The organism is Corynebacterium lujinxingii (genome assembly GCF_014490555.1).
Classification (GTDB): Bacteria; Actinomycetota; Actinomycetes; order Mycobacteriales; family Mycobacteriaceae; genus Corynebacterium; species Corynebacterium lujinxingii.
The window spans coordinates 1,801,690-1,817,484 of the sequence record NZ_CP061032.1 but is presented as its reverse complement, the minus strand read 5'-3'; the positions used below and the strand labels follow the sequence as shown (position 1 = coordinate 1,817,484).

General features: G+C 67.0%; 17 protein-coding genes. 15 read left to right on the top strand and 2 right to left on the bottom strand.

The annotated features are described in order from the left end of the window. The gene (locus IAU68_RS08985; protein WP_171192953.1) at positions 1-840 is read left to right on the top strand and encodes an ATP-grasp domain-containing protein; all 840 of its coding nucleotides are present in this window, start codon (positions 1-3) and stop codon (positions 838-840) included. 21 nt (positions 841-861) lie between these two features. Beyond that, positions 862-1,293, top strand: coding sequence for a DUF4233 domain-containing protein (locus IAU68_RS08980; protein ID WP_171192952.1), 432 nt, complete (start codon positions 862-864; stop codon positions 1,291-1,293). Here IAU68_RS08980 and IAU68_RS08975 read toward each other — a convergent pair. Next, positions 1,271-2,674: an AMP-binding protein gene (locus IAU68_RS08975; RefSeq protein WP_171192951.1), complete on the bottom strand. Its 1,404-nt coding sequence runs from the start codon at positions 2,672-2,674 to the stop codon at positions 1,271-1,273. The two genes, IAU68_RS08980 and IAU68_RS08975, sit on opposite strands and share 23 nt — an antisense overlap. A 36-nt stretch (positions 2,675-2,710) precedes the next feature. Here IAU68_RS08975 and IAU68_RS08970 point away from each other — a divergent pair, with 36 nt between their 5' ends. The 7 genes from IAU68_RS08970 to obgE all read left to right on the top strand — a co-directional run bounded on the left by IAU68_RS08970 (position 2,711) and on the right by obgE (position 9,365). Beyond that, positions 2,711-3,016, top strand: coding sequence for a hypothetical protein (locus IAU68_RS08970; RefSeq protein WP_171192950.1), 306 nt, complete (start codon positions 2,711-2,713; stop codon positions 3,014-3,016). Between the two features lie 15 nt (positions 3,017-3,031). Further along, on the top strand, positions 3,032-3,442 hold the full coding sequence (ndk, locus tag IAU68_RS08965) for a nucleoside-diphosphate kinase (RefSeq protein ID WP_171192949.1): 411 nt from the start codon (positions 3,032-3,034) through the stop codon (positions 3,440-3,442). 131 nt (positions 3,443-3,573) lie between these two features. After that, on the top strand, positions 3,574-4,134 hold the full coding sequence (locus IAU68_RS08960; RefSeq protein WP_171192948.1) for a TetR/AcrR family transcriptional regulator: 561 nt from the start codon (positions 3,574-3,576) through the stop codon (positions 4,132-4,134). Between the two features lie 228 nt (positions 4,135-4,362). Further along, positions 4,363-6,939 (top strand): translation initiation factor IF-2 N-terminal domain-containing protein, encoded by a 2,577-nt coding sequence (locus tag IAU68_RS08955; RefSeq protein WP_407928728.1) that lies wholly within the window; start codon positions 4,363-4,365, stop codon positions 6,937-6,939. Between the two features lie 170 nt (positions 6,940-7,109). Beyond that, positions 7,110-7,415 carry a 50S ribosomal protein L21 gene (gene rplU, locus IAU68_RS08950; RefSeq protein ID WP_171192946.1) on the top strand — a complete coding sequence of 102 codons (306 nt, stop codon included), beginning with the start codon at positions 7,110-7,112 and terminating at the stop codon, positions 7,413-7,415. Positions 7,416-7,435: 20 nt separating this feature from the next. Continuing rightward, on the top strand, positions 7,436-7,765 hold the full coding sequence (gene rpmA / locus IAU68_RS08945) for a 50S ribosomal protein L27 (RefSeq protein WP_171192945.1): 330 nt from the start codon (positions 7,436-7,438) through the stop codon (positions 7,763-7,765). 94 nt (positions 7,766-7,859) lie between these two features. Further along, on the top strand, positions 7,860-9,365 hold the full coding sequence (gene obgE / locus IAU68_RS08940) for a GTPase ObgE (protein WP_171192944.1): 1,506 nt from the start codon (positions 7,860-7,862) through the stop codon (positions 9,363-9,365). Positions 9,366-9,416: 51 nt separating this feature from the next. Here obgE and IAU68_RS08935 read toward each other — a convergent pair whose 3' ends face one another. After that, complete coding sequence (locus IAU68_RS08935; protein ID WP_171192943.1) at positions 9,417-10,475, bottom strand: HNH endonuclease signature motif containing protein; 1,059 nt, start codon at positions 10,473-10,475, stop codon at positions 9,417-9,419. An 88-nt stretch (positions 10,476-10,563) separates the two neighbouring features. Between IAU68_RS08935 and proB the strand changes: the two genes are divergently transcribed. From proB to nadD, 6 genes are read left to right on the top strand one after another with little or no spacing between them, the layout of a single operon-like run. Further along, entirely contained in the window at positions 10,564-11,679 is a 1,116-nt protein-coding gene (gene proB, locus IAU68_RS08930; RefSeq protein ID WP_171192942.1) for a glutamate 5-kinase, read from the top strand. An 18-nt stretch (positions 11,680-11,697) separates the two neighbouring features. Continuing rightward, on the top strand, positions 11,698-12,618 hold the full coding sequence (locus IAU68_RS08925) for a D-isomer specific 2-hydroxyacid dehydrogenase family protein (protein WP_171192941.1): 921 nt from the start codon (positions 11,698-11,700) through the stop codon (positions 12,616-12,618). Then, the gene (locus IAU68_RS08920; RefSeq protein WP_171192940.1) at positions 12,596-13,867 is read left to right on the top strand and encodes a glutamate-5-semialdehyde dehydrogenase; all 1,272 of its coding nucleotides are present in this window, start codon (positions 12,596-12,598) and stop codon (positions 13,865-13,867) included. Before IAU68_RS08925 ends, IAU68_RS08920 begins: the two co-directional genes overlap by 23 nt. A 9-nt stretch (positions 13,868-13,876) precedes the next feature. Next, entirely contained in the window at positions 13,877-14,815 is a 939-nt protein-coding gene (locus tag IAU68_RS08915) for a cutinase family protein (RefSeq protein WP_231699013.1), read from the top strand. Further along, entirely contained in the window at positions 14,815-15,189 is a 375-nt protein-coding gene (locus IAU68_RS08910; protein WP_171192939.1) for a hypothetical protein, read from the top strand. Before IAU68_RS08915 ends, IAU68_RS08910 begins: the two co-directional genes overlap by 1 nt. Positions 15,190-15,195: 6 nt before the next feature. Beyond that, positions 15,196-15,780 carry a nicotinate-nucleotide adenylyltransferase gene (gene nadD, locus IAU68_RS08905; protein ID WP_231699012.1) on the top strand — a complete coding sequence of 195 codons (585 nt, stop codon included), beginning with the start codon at positions 15,196-15,198 and terminating at the stop codon, positions 15,778-15,780. Positions 15,781-15,795 lie beyond the last annotated feature (15 nt).

Here is a 15,795-nt window from a genome sequence, read left to right as displayed (position 1 = left end):
GTGACCACTGCCTGGCTGGTGACCAACCGGTGGCTGCACTGGGACAAGTTTGAGTGGCAATTCGACCAGCTTGTGGCCAAGTCAGGCGGCAAGCTGACCCGCGTGACCACTGACTACGCCGTGACGCACTTGGATGAGGCGCCGGAGGTGGCGTTCATCATGGACAAGGACGTCGCCGCGGTTGCCCAATTGGAGGCGTGCGGGGTGCGGTGCGTGAATTCGTCGACAAGCATCGCGCTGTGCGACAACAAGGCGTACACGCACGCCGCGCTGACGAAGGCCGGCATCGCCCATCCGCGGACCATCACTGCGCCGCTTGCGTACCGAAACCTCGACGCGGAGGAGTGGGCCGAAAGCGAGTTCGCGCGCGCGGTGGGCGAGTTGGGGTATCCGGTGGTCGCGAAGCACGCGGTCGGCTCGTGGGGCAGCGGGGTGTTCCTGGTGGACAACGAAGATGAGTTGATCGAGGTGCTTCGCGAGGCCCATCCATCGCCGGTGATCGCCGAGGAGTTCGTGGCGGGATCGCGGGGTCGCGACGCGCGGATCTACATGGTGGGTCGCACTCCGGTGGCTGCGATGCGTCGTTTCGGTGAGGGCGGGGACTTCCGCGCGAACGTCACCGGCGGCGGGCGGGCGGAGCCGTGGGATCCGCCGGCCGAGTACATCGATATCGCGCGCCGAGCGATGGACGCGTTGGGCCTCGAGATCGGCTCGGTGGACTTCCTCGACGCGGACGCGCCGCTGGTGGGCGAGGTGAACTCCAACGCGCAGTTCCACTCCCTGAGCAAGACCACCGGGGTGGATGTCGCTGCTGCGGTGATCGACTACCTGGGGTTGTAAGCGGGCAGCTACCATAACCCCATGGCACGAAAGAAGACGCAACTCGAGATGGGCCCGCTCGGGCCCGGCAAACAGCCTGTCAAGGACCCGATGGCGGGCCTCGGTGGCGTCCTTTCCGGCACCTTGATCATGGAGGCGATCACGGTGCTGCTCATCCTCACGGTGATCCTCAAGGTTGACGACGGCGTGCACTGGACCACGTTCAACTGGGTCTACATCACCGTCATCGGCGTCGCGCACGTGGTCATGGCGGCGTTCCAGCGCAAGCCGGGCGCGCTTTGGATCGACCTGGCACTGCAGATCCCGCTAATCCTGGGCTTCTTCATCCACTGGTCGGTCACCGCGGTGGGCATCATCTTCGGCATCGTGTGGTACTTCATTATCCGCCTGCGCTCGGAGATGATTCAGCGCATGCGCCACGGATACCTGGTCACTCAGCACCTGGGGACGTAAGTTCGCGCCGCAGGATTTTGCCTGCCGCGCTGCGCGGGATCGCGTCGACGAACGTGACCACGCGCACCTTCTTGTACGGCGTGACGCGTGCGGCGACCCACGCCATCACTTCTTCCGCGTCCAGCGCACCTTGCTTAACGACGAACGCACGCGGCACCTCCTCAGCCACCCCGCCAACGGTGCGTGTGTGGGCGGTCACGGCGGCGTCGGCGATGCGCGGGTGGGTGATCAACAGCGCCTCGAGTTCCGCTGGCGCGACCTGGAAGCCGTGGTACTTGAACACTTCCTTGGCGCGGTCGACGATGGTGACGGTCTCATCGCTGTTGATGCGCGCGATGTCGCCGGTGTGCAGCCAGCCGTCGCGAATCGCAGCCGCCGTGGCGTCCGGGTTGCCCAGGTAGCCGCGCATGAGTTGGGGGCCGCGCACGAGCAGCTCGCCTGAGTCGCTTAAACGGAACTGCGTGTTCGGCAGCGCAAACCCGATGGTGCCGGGGTCCGACTTTCCGGCGATGCCGACATGGGTCACCGGTGCGGATTCGGTTGTGCCGTAGCCCTGAAGGATCTCCACGCCGATACGGCGCTCCACCGTGCGGGCGAGGGAGGTGTCCAAGGAGGCGGCGCCGCAGACCATGAACCGGGTGCCGGCGAAGTCGGCCGGGTCGGCGTGATTTGCCAGCGCGAGCGCGATCGGCGGGGCGATGTAGGAGATGTCGATGGCCCGGCCGCGGTGGGCGGCGGCGAATTCGGCGAAGTCGAAACGCGCGGCGGTGTACACGTGGCGGCCGGCGGCCAGCGACGACAACAGCAGCGTGTTCAGCCCGTAGATATGTGAAAAGGGCAGGGGTGCCACAACCTCGCCGCCCGGCCCGATGCCGCTGGCGGCGAGTGCGGCGTTGAACTGCGCGGCGTTGGCGGTCACGGCGCGGTGGGTCAGTTCGACCGCCTTCGGCAGCCCGGTCGTGCCGGAAGAAAAGGGGATGACCGCCACGTCATCGGGGTCGCCCACTGGGGTGAAGGTGCCGGGGCGGATGTCGTCGGCACGCACGCGGTCGGTAGCGCCGGCGAGGGTTGCTAGGTGGCGGGCTTCGTCGTCACGCAACGAGTGCCCGATCAAACACACGGTCGCGCCCGTGGCCGAGGCGCCGAGCAGGCCTGCGGCGAAGTTGATGGAGTTCGGCATGCGCAGCTCGACCACGCTGCCCGGGCCGACCCCGCGCGCGGCCAACGCGGACGCCGTGCCGAGGGCGAGCGCGCGCAGCTCGGCGTAGGTGACGCTGCGGCCGGTGTCGATTTCGGTGAGGGCGGGGGAGTCGTCGTCAAGCAATGCGAACAGCGTGGTTTCCGGCAGGGCGATATCCGGAAGCGGGCTGCGGTGGAACATGGAGGAAAGGGTACGGCATGGGTTATAAACAAAAGCATGCGCATCCTGAGTTTCGTCCTCGCCGCGGTGTTCTCGATCGCCGCCGTGGTCACCGCGTACACCGCGATTCCCGGCTGGGTGGGCACCGCCTCGATCGTGCTCGCCGGGCTGTTTCTCGTGATCGGGTTTTACGAGCAGTACAAGTTGCGCGAGTATGAACCGCCGGTGCTTGACGACGAGCAGCGCGAAACCATCCAGCGCATCAAAGACGAAGGCAACTTCCAGCTGGCGGTGCAGCAGGTGCAGCTGTGGTTCCGCGGCACGAGCCAGGAGGATGCGACGCGCATCGTGCGGGACGCTTAGGTAGAATCCCGGGCTATGACTGAACGTACTTTGATCCTGATCAAGCCGGACGGCGTGGCAAATGGCCACGTCGGCGAAATCATTGCCCGTATCGAGCGCAAGGGCCTGAAGCTCGCGGAGCTCGACCTGCGCACCGCCGACCGCGAGACCGCGGAGAAGCACTACGCGGAGCACAAGGACAAGCCGTTCTTCGGCGACCTGGTGGACTTCATCACCTCCGCACCGCTGGTGGCCGGCATCGTTGAGGGCGAGCGCGCCATCGAGGCGTGGCGTCAGCTCGCCGGCGGCACCGACCCGGTGTCCAAGGCCACCCCGGGCACCATCCGCGGCGACTTCGCGCTAACTGTCGGCGAGAACGTCGTGCACGGCTCCGATTCGCCGGAGTCTGCCGAGCGAGAGATCGGCATCTGGTTCCCGAATCTCTAAGCCGTAAGGTTGCTGCGGCACCTGCGCCTGGTCGGCGCGGGTGCCGTTTTCTTATATCTGGGTTAGCATTTTCACGGACTTTATGTATAAATAGTCTTGCATGTAACGGTTGTTGAGAAAGGTAGGAAGAGGTGTCTCGACGTGGAGAGCAGGCGCGTGCCGTGGAAAAGCGCGCCGCGATCCTGAACGCGGCGATTAAGCTGCTTCTGGATGAAGGACTGCGCGGGGTCACCCACCGCCAGGTAGCCGCGGCCGCGGGCGTGCCGGTCGGCTCGATCGGCTACTACTACTCCACGCGCGAAAAGTTGGTCGTCACCTGCTTGGAGAAGCTATTCGACGAACGCCGCCACGCCTTCAAACACGTCATGGGCGGCGACGTCGACCTGACCGATCCGGTGCAATTCGCCGAATCCGTGGTGGACATCATCGGCTGCGGGTGTGTGGAGCGCACGCGCAACGTGGTCTACGCGTTTGTGGAATCCGAACGCGAGGAAGGCGAGATCCGCGACTACTCGGAGCAGGTCTTAGCGGAGCTGCACAAGATGATCACCGAGATGATGCGCGAAGCCGGCATCGAGGGCTTGAGCGCGTCGCGCGTGGCGCAGATCGCCATCGGCTCGGCGGTGACCGAGATGCACCGCGACGCGCCCGTGGCGGCGGTGACGGACCTGCTGCGTCTCGCGGGGGCGTAAGCGGTCGCGGCGCCGGAAGTTGTGCAACAATGAGGGGCAAGTGACGGGCTTTCGGGCCCGCTGCTGAGAAACTTTCACAAAACCCCGCCTGCGCACGGTGTGCCGCGCGGCCGCTCGGCGAATTGCGCCAGCGCCCGGACACCGCGGTGCGCGGCGGCGAGACAACTGGAGCGTGCCGCTTTGGCTAAGAAACAATCGAATCCTGTCGCCGACTTTGACCGGTCGTCGTTGTCGGAGAAGACCCGTGTGTTCACGCTGGCGAAGCAGCTGGGTGTCCCGTCGAAGGACCTGGTTGTCGCGCTCGGCGAGATGGGCCTGGTTAAGGTCGCACAGTCCACGCTGACGAAGGCGGAGGCCGAGACGCTGCTCGACGCGCTCGCGGCCGGCAGCACCGCCGACACCGACCCGAAGCGTGACAAGGACGCCGACGAGAAGATCCGCAACCGGGTCCGCAAGGACGTGGAAAACGAGATCCACCAGATCGAGGAGAAGGTCGACGCGGAGCTCGCGCTTGACGATGACACCGCCGCCGACGACGAGCCCACCGACGACGAACCACCGCTGACCGACGTTGAACCGGACGTCACTCCCGCCCCGGAGGAGGAGCAGCAGCCGGCCAACCGCGCGCCGCTGTTCAAGGCGCCGTCGCGCTCCCAGCGCCGCCGCGCCACCCGTGCGGCGAAGCCGGCGGAGGAGAAGGAGCCGGTGGAGGAGGTCGTCGAGAAGCAAAGCGATAACGACGAGCCTGTGGCGATCAAGGGGTCGTCGCGCCTGGAGGCCCAGCGCCGCCGTCGCAGTGAGCGTCGCGAGGAGCAGCGTAAGCGTTCCCGGATCGTGAGCCAGGCGGAGTTTTTGGCGCGCCGCGAATCCGTCGAGCGCCACATGGTGGTGCGCGAGCGCGACCGTCACGACGGCCACGGCCGCATCACCCAGGTCGGCGTGCTCGAAGACGGGCTGCTGGTCGAGCACTTTGTCACCTCGGACGCGCAGGCGTCGATGATCGGCAACATTTACTTAGGCCGCGTGCAAAACGTGCTGCCGAGCATGGAGGCCGCGTTTATCGATATCGGGCAGGGGCGCAACGGCGTGCTCTACGCCAGCGAAGTGGACTGGAAGTCCGCGGGGCTAGGTGGGCGCTCGCGCCGCATCGAGCACGCGCTGAAGTCCGGCGACCAGGTGCTGGTGCAGGTGACCAAGGACCCGATCGGGCACAAGGGCGCGCGCCTGAGCACCCAGATCTCGCTCGCGGGCCGCTACCTGGTGTACGTGCCTGGCGGGCGCAGCGCCGGCATCTCCCGCAAGCTACCGGCCCCGGAGCGCAAGCGTCTGAAGGAAATTCTTGCCGAGGTCGTGCCGGGCAAGGGCGGTGCCATCATCCGCACCGCTGCCGAGGGCGTGTCCGAGGAGGCTATTGCCGCCGACGTGAACCGCCTGCACACCCAGTGGACCGCGATCCAGGAGCAGGCGGAGAAGGAGAAAAACGCCAAGGGCGCGAAGCCGGTGACGCTCTACGAGGAGCCGAACCTTCTGGTCAAGGTGGTCCGCGACCTGTTCAATGAGGACTTCACCTCGCTGATCATCGACGGTAAGAAGCCGTGGAACACCGTCCACGCCTACGTGAAATCCGTCGCGCCGGACCTGCTCGACCGGGTGGAGAAGTACGACCGGAACGCCCACGACGGCAAGGACGCGTTCGAGGAGTACCGCGTCGACGAGCAGATCGCGAAGGCCCTGTCGCGCACCGTGTGGCTGCCGTCCGGCGGCACGCTGGTCATCGACCGCACCGAGGCCATGACCGTCATCGACGTCAACACCGGCAAGTTCACCGGCTCCGGCGGCTCGCTCGAAGAGACCGTCACGTCGAACAACCTCGAGGCCGCCGAGGAGATCGTGCGTCAGATCCGCCTGCGCGACATCGGCGGGATGATCATCATCGACTTCATCGACATGATCCTGCCCGAAAACCAGGAACTCGTGTTGCGCCGCCTCAACGAGGCCCTCGGCCGTGACCGCACCCGTCACCAGGTCTCCGAGGTCACCTCGCTGGGGCTGGTGCAGATGACCCGCAAGCGCCTCGGCACCGGCTTGCTGGAGACGTTCTCCACCCCGTGCGACTGCTGCGGCGGCCGGGGCGTCGTGCTTTCCGACGACCCCGTCGAGCCCGAAACCAAAATCCCCGACAAGCCCGCACGCCCGCGCAAGTCGTCCAAGCCCAAGCCGAAGCCCTCGCTTAACGACGACGAAATGGACGACCTGCTCGACTCCATCTTCTCGGACACCCCGTCGGAGAAGCAGCCGGAGAAGAAGGACGACGACAAGCCGCGTCGCAAGCGCGGCCGCCGCGGTGGCAACCGGGGCCGCGGCCGTGCCGAGGCGCCCGAGCAGCCGGAACAGCAGGAGCAGCAGCCGGCCGACGAGCCGCAGTCTGAGCAGTCCTACGAGGAGGCCGTCGCCGAGTTCGAGTCCTCGCCGCGCCGCAAGCGCCGCACCCGTGGCAACTCCCGCTCGGACCACAAGCCGCGCCGTGAAGATTTCGAGGCTGTGTCTGAGCAGCCCAAGAAGGCTGAGAAGCCGGAGAAGTCGCAGCGCGAGACCCGCGCCGAGGTCACCACAACCACGAACCGCCGCGGCCGCCGCCGCGCCGTGCGCAAGACAAACCCGACGGCGCAGCAGGCTAAGCAGCCGGCGCAGGGGCGGAAGCGGGAACGGCAGCAGCCGGAGCGGGAGGCTCGTCGTCAAGCAAGCACCCCGCGGCGGGGACGCAGGCGTGCCACCCGGCGCAGCGGCGGGCGCGGTTTGGAGTAAAACGCCACGGCGGTGTAGTCTTTGGCAGTCGCTGTTTTGGGGCGTGCCGCCTCGTTGCCTTCGCATGCGGGCACGGCTGGCTCACGATGGGCCCCGAAACGCTCAGAATTGTTCCATTCCGACCCCGTGCATGCCGGGGTTGGGCGAGTAGAGATAAGGGGTAACCCTCTATGTACGCGATCGTCAAGACCGGCGGCAAGCAGTACAAGGTTGCCGAAGGCGACCTCGTCAAGGTCGAGAAGCTTGAGGGTGAAGCAGGCGACAAGGTCGAACTCACCCCGATCCTTCTCGTTGATGGCGCAGAAGTCACCTCCGGTGCCGACGCCCTGGCCAAGGTCAACGTCTCCGCAGAGATCGTTGAGCAGGGCAAGGGCAAGAAGGTCGACATTCTGAAGTACAAGAACAAGACCGGCTACAAGGTCCGTCAGGGCCACCGCCAGCAGCAGACCACCGTCAAGATCACCGGCATCAAGTAACCACTAGGAGAATTTGAACTATGGCAACCAAGAAGGGTGCATCCAGCTCCTCGAACGGTCGTGACTCTGAGTCCAAGCGCCTCGGTGTGAAGCGCTTCGGTGGCCAGCAGGTCAAGGCCGGCGAGATCATCGTCCGTCAGCGCGGCACCAAGTTCCACCCGGGCGACAACGTCGGCCGCGGCGGCGACGACACGCTGTTCGCACTGACCTCCGGCTCGGTGCAGTTCGGCATCAAGCGCAAGCGTCGCATCGTCAACATCGTTCCGGCTGATGGCGCCGGCGTTGCTTCCGAGGTCCTCGAGCAGGCCGAGGCAGCAGGCGTTGTCGAGGAAGACACCGCAACCGCGTAAGCGTATCGACGCTACCGGCGCCGCGGGTCCGTGCATTCGGGCCGGCGGCGCTTTTTGCATATCATCGTCCGTGTTGTGAAGAAAGGCGGTTCCCATGGCGCAATTCGTTGACCGTGCCACCCTGCACCTGCAAGCCGGCGACGGCGGGCACGGGTGCGTGTCCGTCCACCGCGAGAAGTTCAAGCCGCTCGGCGGGCCCGACGGCGGCAACGGCGGCCACGGCGGGGACATCATCCTCGAGGTATCCAACCAGGTGCACACGCTGCTCGACTTCCAGTACCGCCCGCACGTGAAGGCGAAGCGCGGCGGCAACGGCGAGGGCGACATGCGCAACGGCGCGCGCGGTGAGGACCTCGTGCTCGAGGTGCCGGTGGGCACTGTCGTGCGAAGCGAGAAGGGCGAGGTGCTTGCGGACCTCACTGTGCCTGGCACCCGCTTCATCGCAGCCGAGGGAGGGTACGGCGGCCTGGGTAACGCCGCGCTGGCGAATGCGAAGCGCAAGGCCCCAGGCTTTGCGCTGAAAGGCGAGCCGGGCGAGGCCCACGACCTCATCCTGGAACTGAAGTCCATGGCGGATGTCGGGTTGGTTGGTTTCCCGTCGGCGGGGAAGTCGTCGTTAATCTCGGTGCTCTCAGCCGCGAAGCCGAAGATCGCGGACTACCCGTTTACCACCCTTGCGCCGAACCTGGGTGTGGTTACCGTCGGCCACGACACGTTCACCATCGCGGACGTTCCGGGGCTCATCCCGGGGGCGAGCCAGGGCAAGGGGCTTGGCTTGGACTTCCTGCGCCACATTGAGCGCACGGCGGTGCTCGCGCACATCGTGGACGTGGCGACGATGGAACCCGGCCGCGACCCGATCTCCGACATCGAGGCGCTCGAGCACGAACTGGACTCCTACGCCGATGCGCTGGACATGGATTCCGGGCTTGGCGACCTCCGCGAGCGCCCCCGCATCGTCGTCCTGAACAAAATGGACGTGCCGGAAGCCAAGGAGTTAGCCGAGTTCCTGCGCGAGGACATCGAGGAGAAGTTCGGCTGGCCGGTCTACATGATCTCCACCGCCACCCGCGATGGGCTCGACGAGCTGAAGTGGGCGATGTGGGAGATCGTGAAGGCGTCCCGCAAGGCGCGACCGAAGGCCACCCGCGCCGCCGAGCCGGAGGTCATCCGTCCGCGCGCCGTCGGCCGTTCCGGCTCCACCGGTATCGATGTCGTGCGCGACCCGGACTACCCGGAAGGCTGGCTGGTCACCGGCGAGAAGGTTGACCGCTGGGTGCGCCAGACCGACTTCGAAAACGACGAGGCCGTCGGCTACCTCTCGGACCGCCTGAACAAGGCCGGCGTGGAGGACATGCTGCGCAAGCTCGGCGCGCACGAGGGCGACACCGTCACCATCGGCGAGATCTCCTTCGACTGGGAGCCGTCCATCGGCGGCGACCCGACCCTTGCAGGCCGTGGCCAGGACGCCCGCTTCGGCGGCACCGACCGCGTCTCGGCGGCCGAGCGCAAGCGCGCGTCCCAGGCAAGGCGCGGGCTTATCGACGAATACGACTACGGCACCGGCGAACAAGCCGACCGCGAGCGCTGGCAGGGCTAAAAACGGCATGCCAAAGTGGCAGCGGGGGAGGCCCGCTGCGTGGGGTCGTCGTTAAGCGAACAGCAGCTCCATCGCGCCGCGGTTGCCGCACCGGTTCGCCACGAGGTAGCCGCGCGGGGAGCGCCAGTAGAGCCTGCCGCGGCGGCGCACGATATGGCCGCGCTTGCCGGTGCCAACATCGTCGTTGACCCGGTTGTGGTAGCGACACAGCGGCGCGAGGTTGGCCAGGTTGGTCTCGCCGCCGCGCGCCCACGGGGTGATGTGGTGGGCCTCGCAGTGGTCGGCGGCGCGCTTGCAGTCTGGCGCGGCGCACACCGGCTGCGCGAGACGCAGCAGGTCGCGCTGCTTCTGGTTGGCAAACCGCGCGCCGCGGTACAGGTTCACCGGCCCCGCCTCGGGGTGGAACAGCGCGACCTCTAACTCAGCGCCGTGGAAGCGCTGCAGGTACTCCGCGCCGGTCATGGTGGTGCCGTCGGAGCAGCCGAGGAGCACCTCGTCACCATCGCCGGCCAGGATCTTGAGGTGTTCGGGCAGCGGCACCAGCACCGCCGGGCGCGGCACCGCGTGGGGGATGCCGGACTCGGAGCGCATGGCGTCGAGAAGCGGCCCGACCATCTGCGGCGCCTCCGGCAGCGTCGGGTCGAGCCCGGTGCGCAGCGCCGTCTCGATGTCCGTGATGTCGCGCTCGGGGGCGGTGACCAGCATCGTGCGCATCCCCATCTGCGCGGCGAAGAAGATCACCTGTGCGCGCGGCTTCTGCTTCGGCGGCTGCGGGACGATCTCCTTCGCGTGCCGGCGCAGCGCCTCGTACGAGCCGCGGAATTTAAGCAGGGTGTGGCGGAGTTTCCAGCGGGTGGAGTCGTCGTCAAGCGGGCGCAATTGCTTCTCGACGAGCACCAGCTGGTCCAACGTAAACCCCGACCCGCGCGCCAATTCGAGGGCTTCGCGCTGCTTCGCGGCCCATCTGGTGGCGCCGAAATACACGGCGTGGACCATGCGCCATTCGCCGATGCGGCGCGGGCTGAAGCCGGCGTCGAGAAGCCGCTGCCGGTCGAAATGCTCAACCAGCGCGATGCCGCTCGCGGCGAGGAGTGTGTCAAATTCGTTCATGCCGTGATCATTGCCCGAAAACGCGAAACGGACAACGGCCTGTGGATAGCCCTCGAAACGTTATCCACAGGCTGTACGCTTAGTCGGCATGGTTTCCCTGCGCGAAGAGATAGCAAACGCCCGGCGCATTGTCATTAAGCTCGGCACAAGTTCCCTGGTCAACGAGTCGGGCGCGCTCGATCCGGCGAAAATCGACCGAATCGTCGACGCTATTGAAAATAGGATCGCGCGCGGTTCCCAAGTCATTGTGGTGTCCTCCGGCGCGATCGCCGCGGGTATGGGGCCGCTCGGGTTGGCCGCCCGGCCGCGCGATCTGGCGTCGAAGCAGGCTGCCGCGTCCGTCGGCCAGATCCACCTCGCGCAGGTGTGGGGGAGGTCGTTTGCGCGCTACGGCCGCACGGTCGGCCAGGTGCTGCTCACCCAGGCCGATGCAGGTTCGCGCGAGCGCGCCCGCAACGCCCAGCGCACCATCGACCGGCTGCGCCAGATAGGGGCGGTGCCGATTGTCAACGAGAACGACACGGTGGCCACTTCCGAGATGCGCTTCGGTGACAACGACCGGCTGTCCGCGATCGTCGCAACACTGATCTCGGCGGACGCGCTGGTGCTGCTGTCCGACGTCGACGCGCTCTACGGCCGCAACCCCGCCGAGCCAGGTGCCACGCGTATCGACGAAGTCCGCACCGGCAACGACCTCACCGACGTCCAAGCCGGCGACGGCGGCGTCTTCGGCACCGGTGGCATGGCCGCGAAGGTCTCCGCCGCGCGCCTCGCCGCCCGCGGGGGCGTGCCGGTGTTGCTCACCGCGACCGCCAACATCGACGCCGCGCTCGGCGATGCCCAGGTGGGCACCGTCTTCCACACCCGACCCGAGCGCAAACTCAACGCCTGGAAGTTCTGGGCGCTCTACGCCGCTGACGCCGAGGGCGTGTTGCGTCTCGACGCCGGCGCCGTCGACGCCGTCACCCGCGGCGGCACCAGCCTGCTCGCCGTGGGGATCACGGGCATCGAAGGTGAGTTCCACGCCGGCGACATCGTCGAGATCTTAGGCCCCGACTCCGAGGCGATCGGCCGCGGCGAGGTAGCCTACGACGCCGCCGAACTTGCGACCATGCTGGGCAAGCACTCCGAGGAGTTAGCCGAGCACCAGCGCCGGGCCGTCGTGCACGCGGACTACTTGAGCAACTACGCCTCACGGTTGTAATGGCTACCCTGGGCGGGCATGAAGTTCGCGATTTTGCCCAAGCCCAAAGACGAGCCGATTGCAGCCCTCGAGGCGGAAGGCCACGAGCACGTCGGCATCGACGGCAACCCGGACATGATTCTGTTCGGCGGCGGCCCGGACGATTTCCCGGACACGCTCCCGGACAGCGTCCAGGTGGTGCAGCTCATGTACGCGGGCGTGGAAGCGCTACTCGAGGCCGGCATCCTGGCCAAGCACGCGGACAACGGCGTGCGCTTCGCCAACGCGGGCGGGCTTTTCGACGACACCGTCGCCGAATCCGCCCTCGCCCTCCTGCTTGCCGTCGAGCACCGCATAAAGGCGGTGGACCGTGAGTGGAACAACAAGCAGATCTTCAAGGAGAAGGAATACCTCTTCGACGGCAAGAAGTTGGCGCTGATCGGCGCGGGCGGGATCGGCAAGACACTGATTCGCTTCCTCGAGCCGTTCGGCATGGAGATCACCGCGGTGAACCGCTCCGGCAACCCGGTCGACGGCGCCGATCGCACCGTGGCGATGAAGGACGCCGATAACGTGTGGGCCGACAACGACTACTTCGTGCTCATCACCCCGCTGACGGAGGAGACGCGCCACATGATCGACGCGGAGCGCATCGCCACGATGAAGGACTCGGCGGTGGTGGTGAATGCGGGCCGGGGGCCGCTCGTCGATACGCAAGCGCTCACGGACGCGCTGAAAAACGGCACGTTGCGCGGCGCCGGGTTGGACGTCACGGAGCCCGAGCCGCTTAACGACGACCACCCGCTCTGGGACATGGACAACTGCGTGATCACCCCGCACGTGGCGAACATTCCGCGTTTCACGCTACGCCGCATCGGCGGGCTGGCAGCGACGAACTGGCAGCAGTTCGCGGCCGGGGAGACAATGGCGACCGAGGTTGACGTGGACGCGGGGTACTAGCGTGAGCGAGGTACTGGACAAGGCCCGCCGCGCGAAAGCCGTCGCCCCGGAGCTCGCAGTACTGCCGACCCCGGCCAAGGATGCGGTGTTGCGCGCGGCGGCCGAGGCGCTCGAGCAGCGTGCCGACGATATCCTCACCGCTAACCAGCGCGACCTCGCAGCCGGCCGCGACGCCGGGCTGGCGGAGTCGGTGCTGGACCGCCTCGCGCTGGATGACGAGCGCATCGCGGGTATCGCCGGCGGGTTGCGTCAGGTCGCCGGCCTGCCGGATCCGGTGGGCGAGGTGCTCACCGGCCGCACGCTGCCTAACGGGATCAAGATGCGGCAGGTCCGCGTCCCGCTGGGCGTGATGGGCATGGTCTACGAGGCGCGTCCCAATGTCACCGTCGACGCGTTCGGCCTCGCGCTCAAATCCGGCAACGCGGCGCTGCTGCGCGGTTCGAAGACGGCGCGGCATTCCAACGAGGCGCTGGTCACGGTGCTGCAGGACACGCTCGCCGCGCACGACCTGCCGCGCGAGGCAGTGCAGCTGCTGCCGAGCGAAAGCCACGATTCGGTGCGCGAGCTCATCACCGCGCGCGGGCTTGTCGACGTCGTCATTCCCCGCGGCGGCGCCCGACTTATCGACGCTGTGGTCACAGGCGCGACGGTGCCCACCATCGAGACCGGCACGGGCAACTGCCACTTCTACATCGACCGCGACGCCGACCTGGACCAAGCGATCACGATGCTGCTCAACGGCAAGACCCGCCGGGTGAGCGTGTGCAACGCCACAGAGACCGTGCTTCTCGACGAAGCTCTCGCCGACCACGACAAACTCGCCGTCATCGAGGCGCTGCAGGGGGCTGGAGTTCAGGTGCACGGTGACGTCGATACGCACGCCGCGTTCGGCGCGGAAGTGGTGCCCGCGACGGAGGCGGACTTCGCCGAGGAGTACCTCAGCATGGACATCGCGAGCGCCGTCGTCGACGGCGTCGAAGGTGCAATTGCGCACGTCACGCGGTATTCGAGCGGGCACACGGAGGCGATCGCGTCGCAAAGCGCGGATGCTTTACGACGATTCGCCGACGGCGTCGACGCCGCCGCCGTCATGCTCAACGCCTCGACCGCGTTCACGGACGGGGAGCAGTACGGCATGGGCGCGGAGATCGGCATCTCCACCCAGAAACTGCACGCGCGCGGCCCGATGGCGCTGCCGGAGTTGACCACCACAAAATGGATCCTGGAAGGGTCGGGCCAGGTGCGCTAGTCTATCCGCGTGTTAAAAACCTCGACCTCTTGGCGCACCAAGTTCGCGCTGCTCACCGCCGCTTTTGTGACAGCTGTTGCGGCAACGCTCTCGCCCGTCGCCCCCGCGCCCGAAGCTGAGGCGCAAACCCGCTGCCCGGCCGTGGCCGTCATCGCCGCGCGTGGATCGGGTCAAAACACGCAGATCTACCGCACGAAGTACTCCTACGGCGCGCCGTGGACCTCCAACGGCTGGGAGGGTGAGACGATTCGTGCGTTCTTGCAGCACGCGGAGCGTCGTTACGCTGCCACGCACGGCGGCAACTCGCTGATGAAGGACGTCGAGGTCATCGGGCTGGAGCCGCGTTACTACCCGGCGACGTTCCCCGAGTACGACGTGCCCGAGGTCGCCGTGCCGGGCACCGTGCTGCAAGCACTCGCCCTCGCGCTGCAGTACGCCAACCCGGTGTTCCTCATGGCGCGCCGGGCGGCCACGGAGTTTGTAGATTCGGTGCAGATCGGCCGCACCGGTGTCATGCAGATGGTGAACAACTACGAGCGCCGCACCGGCTGCCACCCGAAGTATGTCCTGTCCGGCTACTCCCAGGGCGCGATGATCCTGCTCGAGCACGAGCGTGAACTGGCGCGGCGCGGGCAGCTGGCGGGCGTGGTGTATTTCGGCAACCCGAACACGGCGCGAGGTGACTGGTCCACCGTCGGCGTGCCGGGTGGCGGCGCGGGCGGCATGCTCGGCTTCCTGCCGTTTAACACCAAGACGGCGGCGGCGACGCGCAACCGCGTGAATTACTGCCTGCCGCTGGACGCGGTGTGCGACCTGTCCATCCAGACGCTGCAAGCTGCCCAGCCCACCGGCGGCAACCACGCGCGCTACTACCGTTGGCGCTCGCGCTGGGACAACCAGGTTTCGGATTCTTTCGGTCGCTTTGTGGATCAAGTACGATACCGCTAATGCAACGCACCATTTCCACCTCCGTCGCCGCCGCGCTGCTGCTTGCCGCGGCGCCTGCCAGCGCGTCGGCCGATGTGCTCGTACGCGACACCGAGGAGACAAAGCGGGTCAAAGAAACCTGCACGTGGCTTGTCGACGAGCAAGGCAACCGAATCCTCGACAGCAACGGCGAGCCGCTGAAGCAAAAGTGCGTCGAGGAAGAGGTCGGTACACCGGGCAGCTCCGGCAAAGCGAAGTGGGTCGACGACGAGTCCGGTGACCTCGCGCTCGGCGCCATCCTCGGCATTGCCGGCGCGCTGGCCGCCGGCGTGATCGGCATGTCGCTGCTGTTCATCGAGTCCGTCGACATCCACTTCTTGCCGGCCGGGAGGTAGAAGCGCATGGGCATCGGCGTCATGGGCGGAACCTTCGACCCTATCCACCACGGCCACCTGGTGGCGGCAAGCGAGGTTGCGGACCGGTTCGACCTCGACGAGGTGCTGTTCGTGCCTACTGGCCAGCCGTGGCAGAAGGCGGGCCGGCAGATCACGCCCGCGGAGGACCGCTACCTGATGACGGTCATCGCCACCGCCTCCAACCCGCGCTTTTCGGTCTCGCGGGTGGACATCGACCGCGGCGGCCCGACCTACACCATCGACACGCTCAAAGACCTGCGCGAGCAGTACCCGGGCGAGCAGCTCTACTTCATCACCGGCGCGGATGCGCTGGCGTCGATCATGTCCTGGCACGATTGGGAGGAAATGTTCGAGCTAGCCGAGTTCGTCGGCGTGACCCGCCCCGGCTACGAGCTGCGCGAGGACATGCTGCCCGCCGACATCCAGGAGCGCGTGCACTTGGTGGAGATCCCGGCGATGGCGATTTCGTCGACAGGCTGCCGCGAGCGCGCCTCGCAGGGCCGGCCGGTGTGGTACCTCGTGCCGGACGGGGTGGTGCAGTACATCGCCAAGAACGACCTGTACGCCTAGCTGGCAATCACGGCC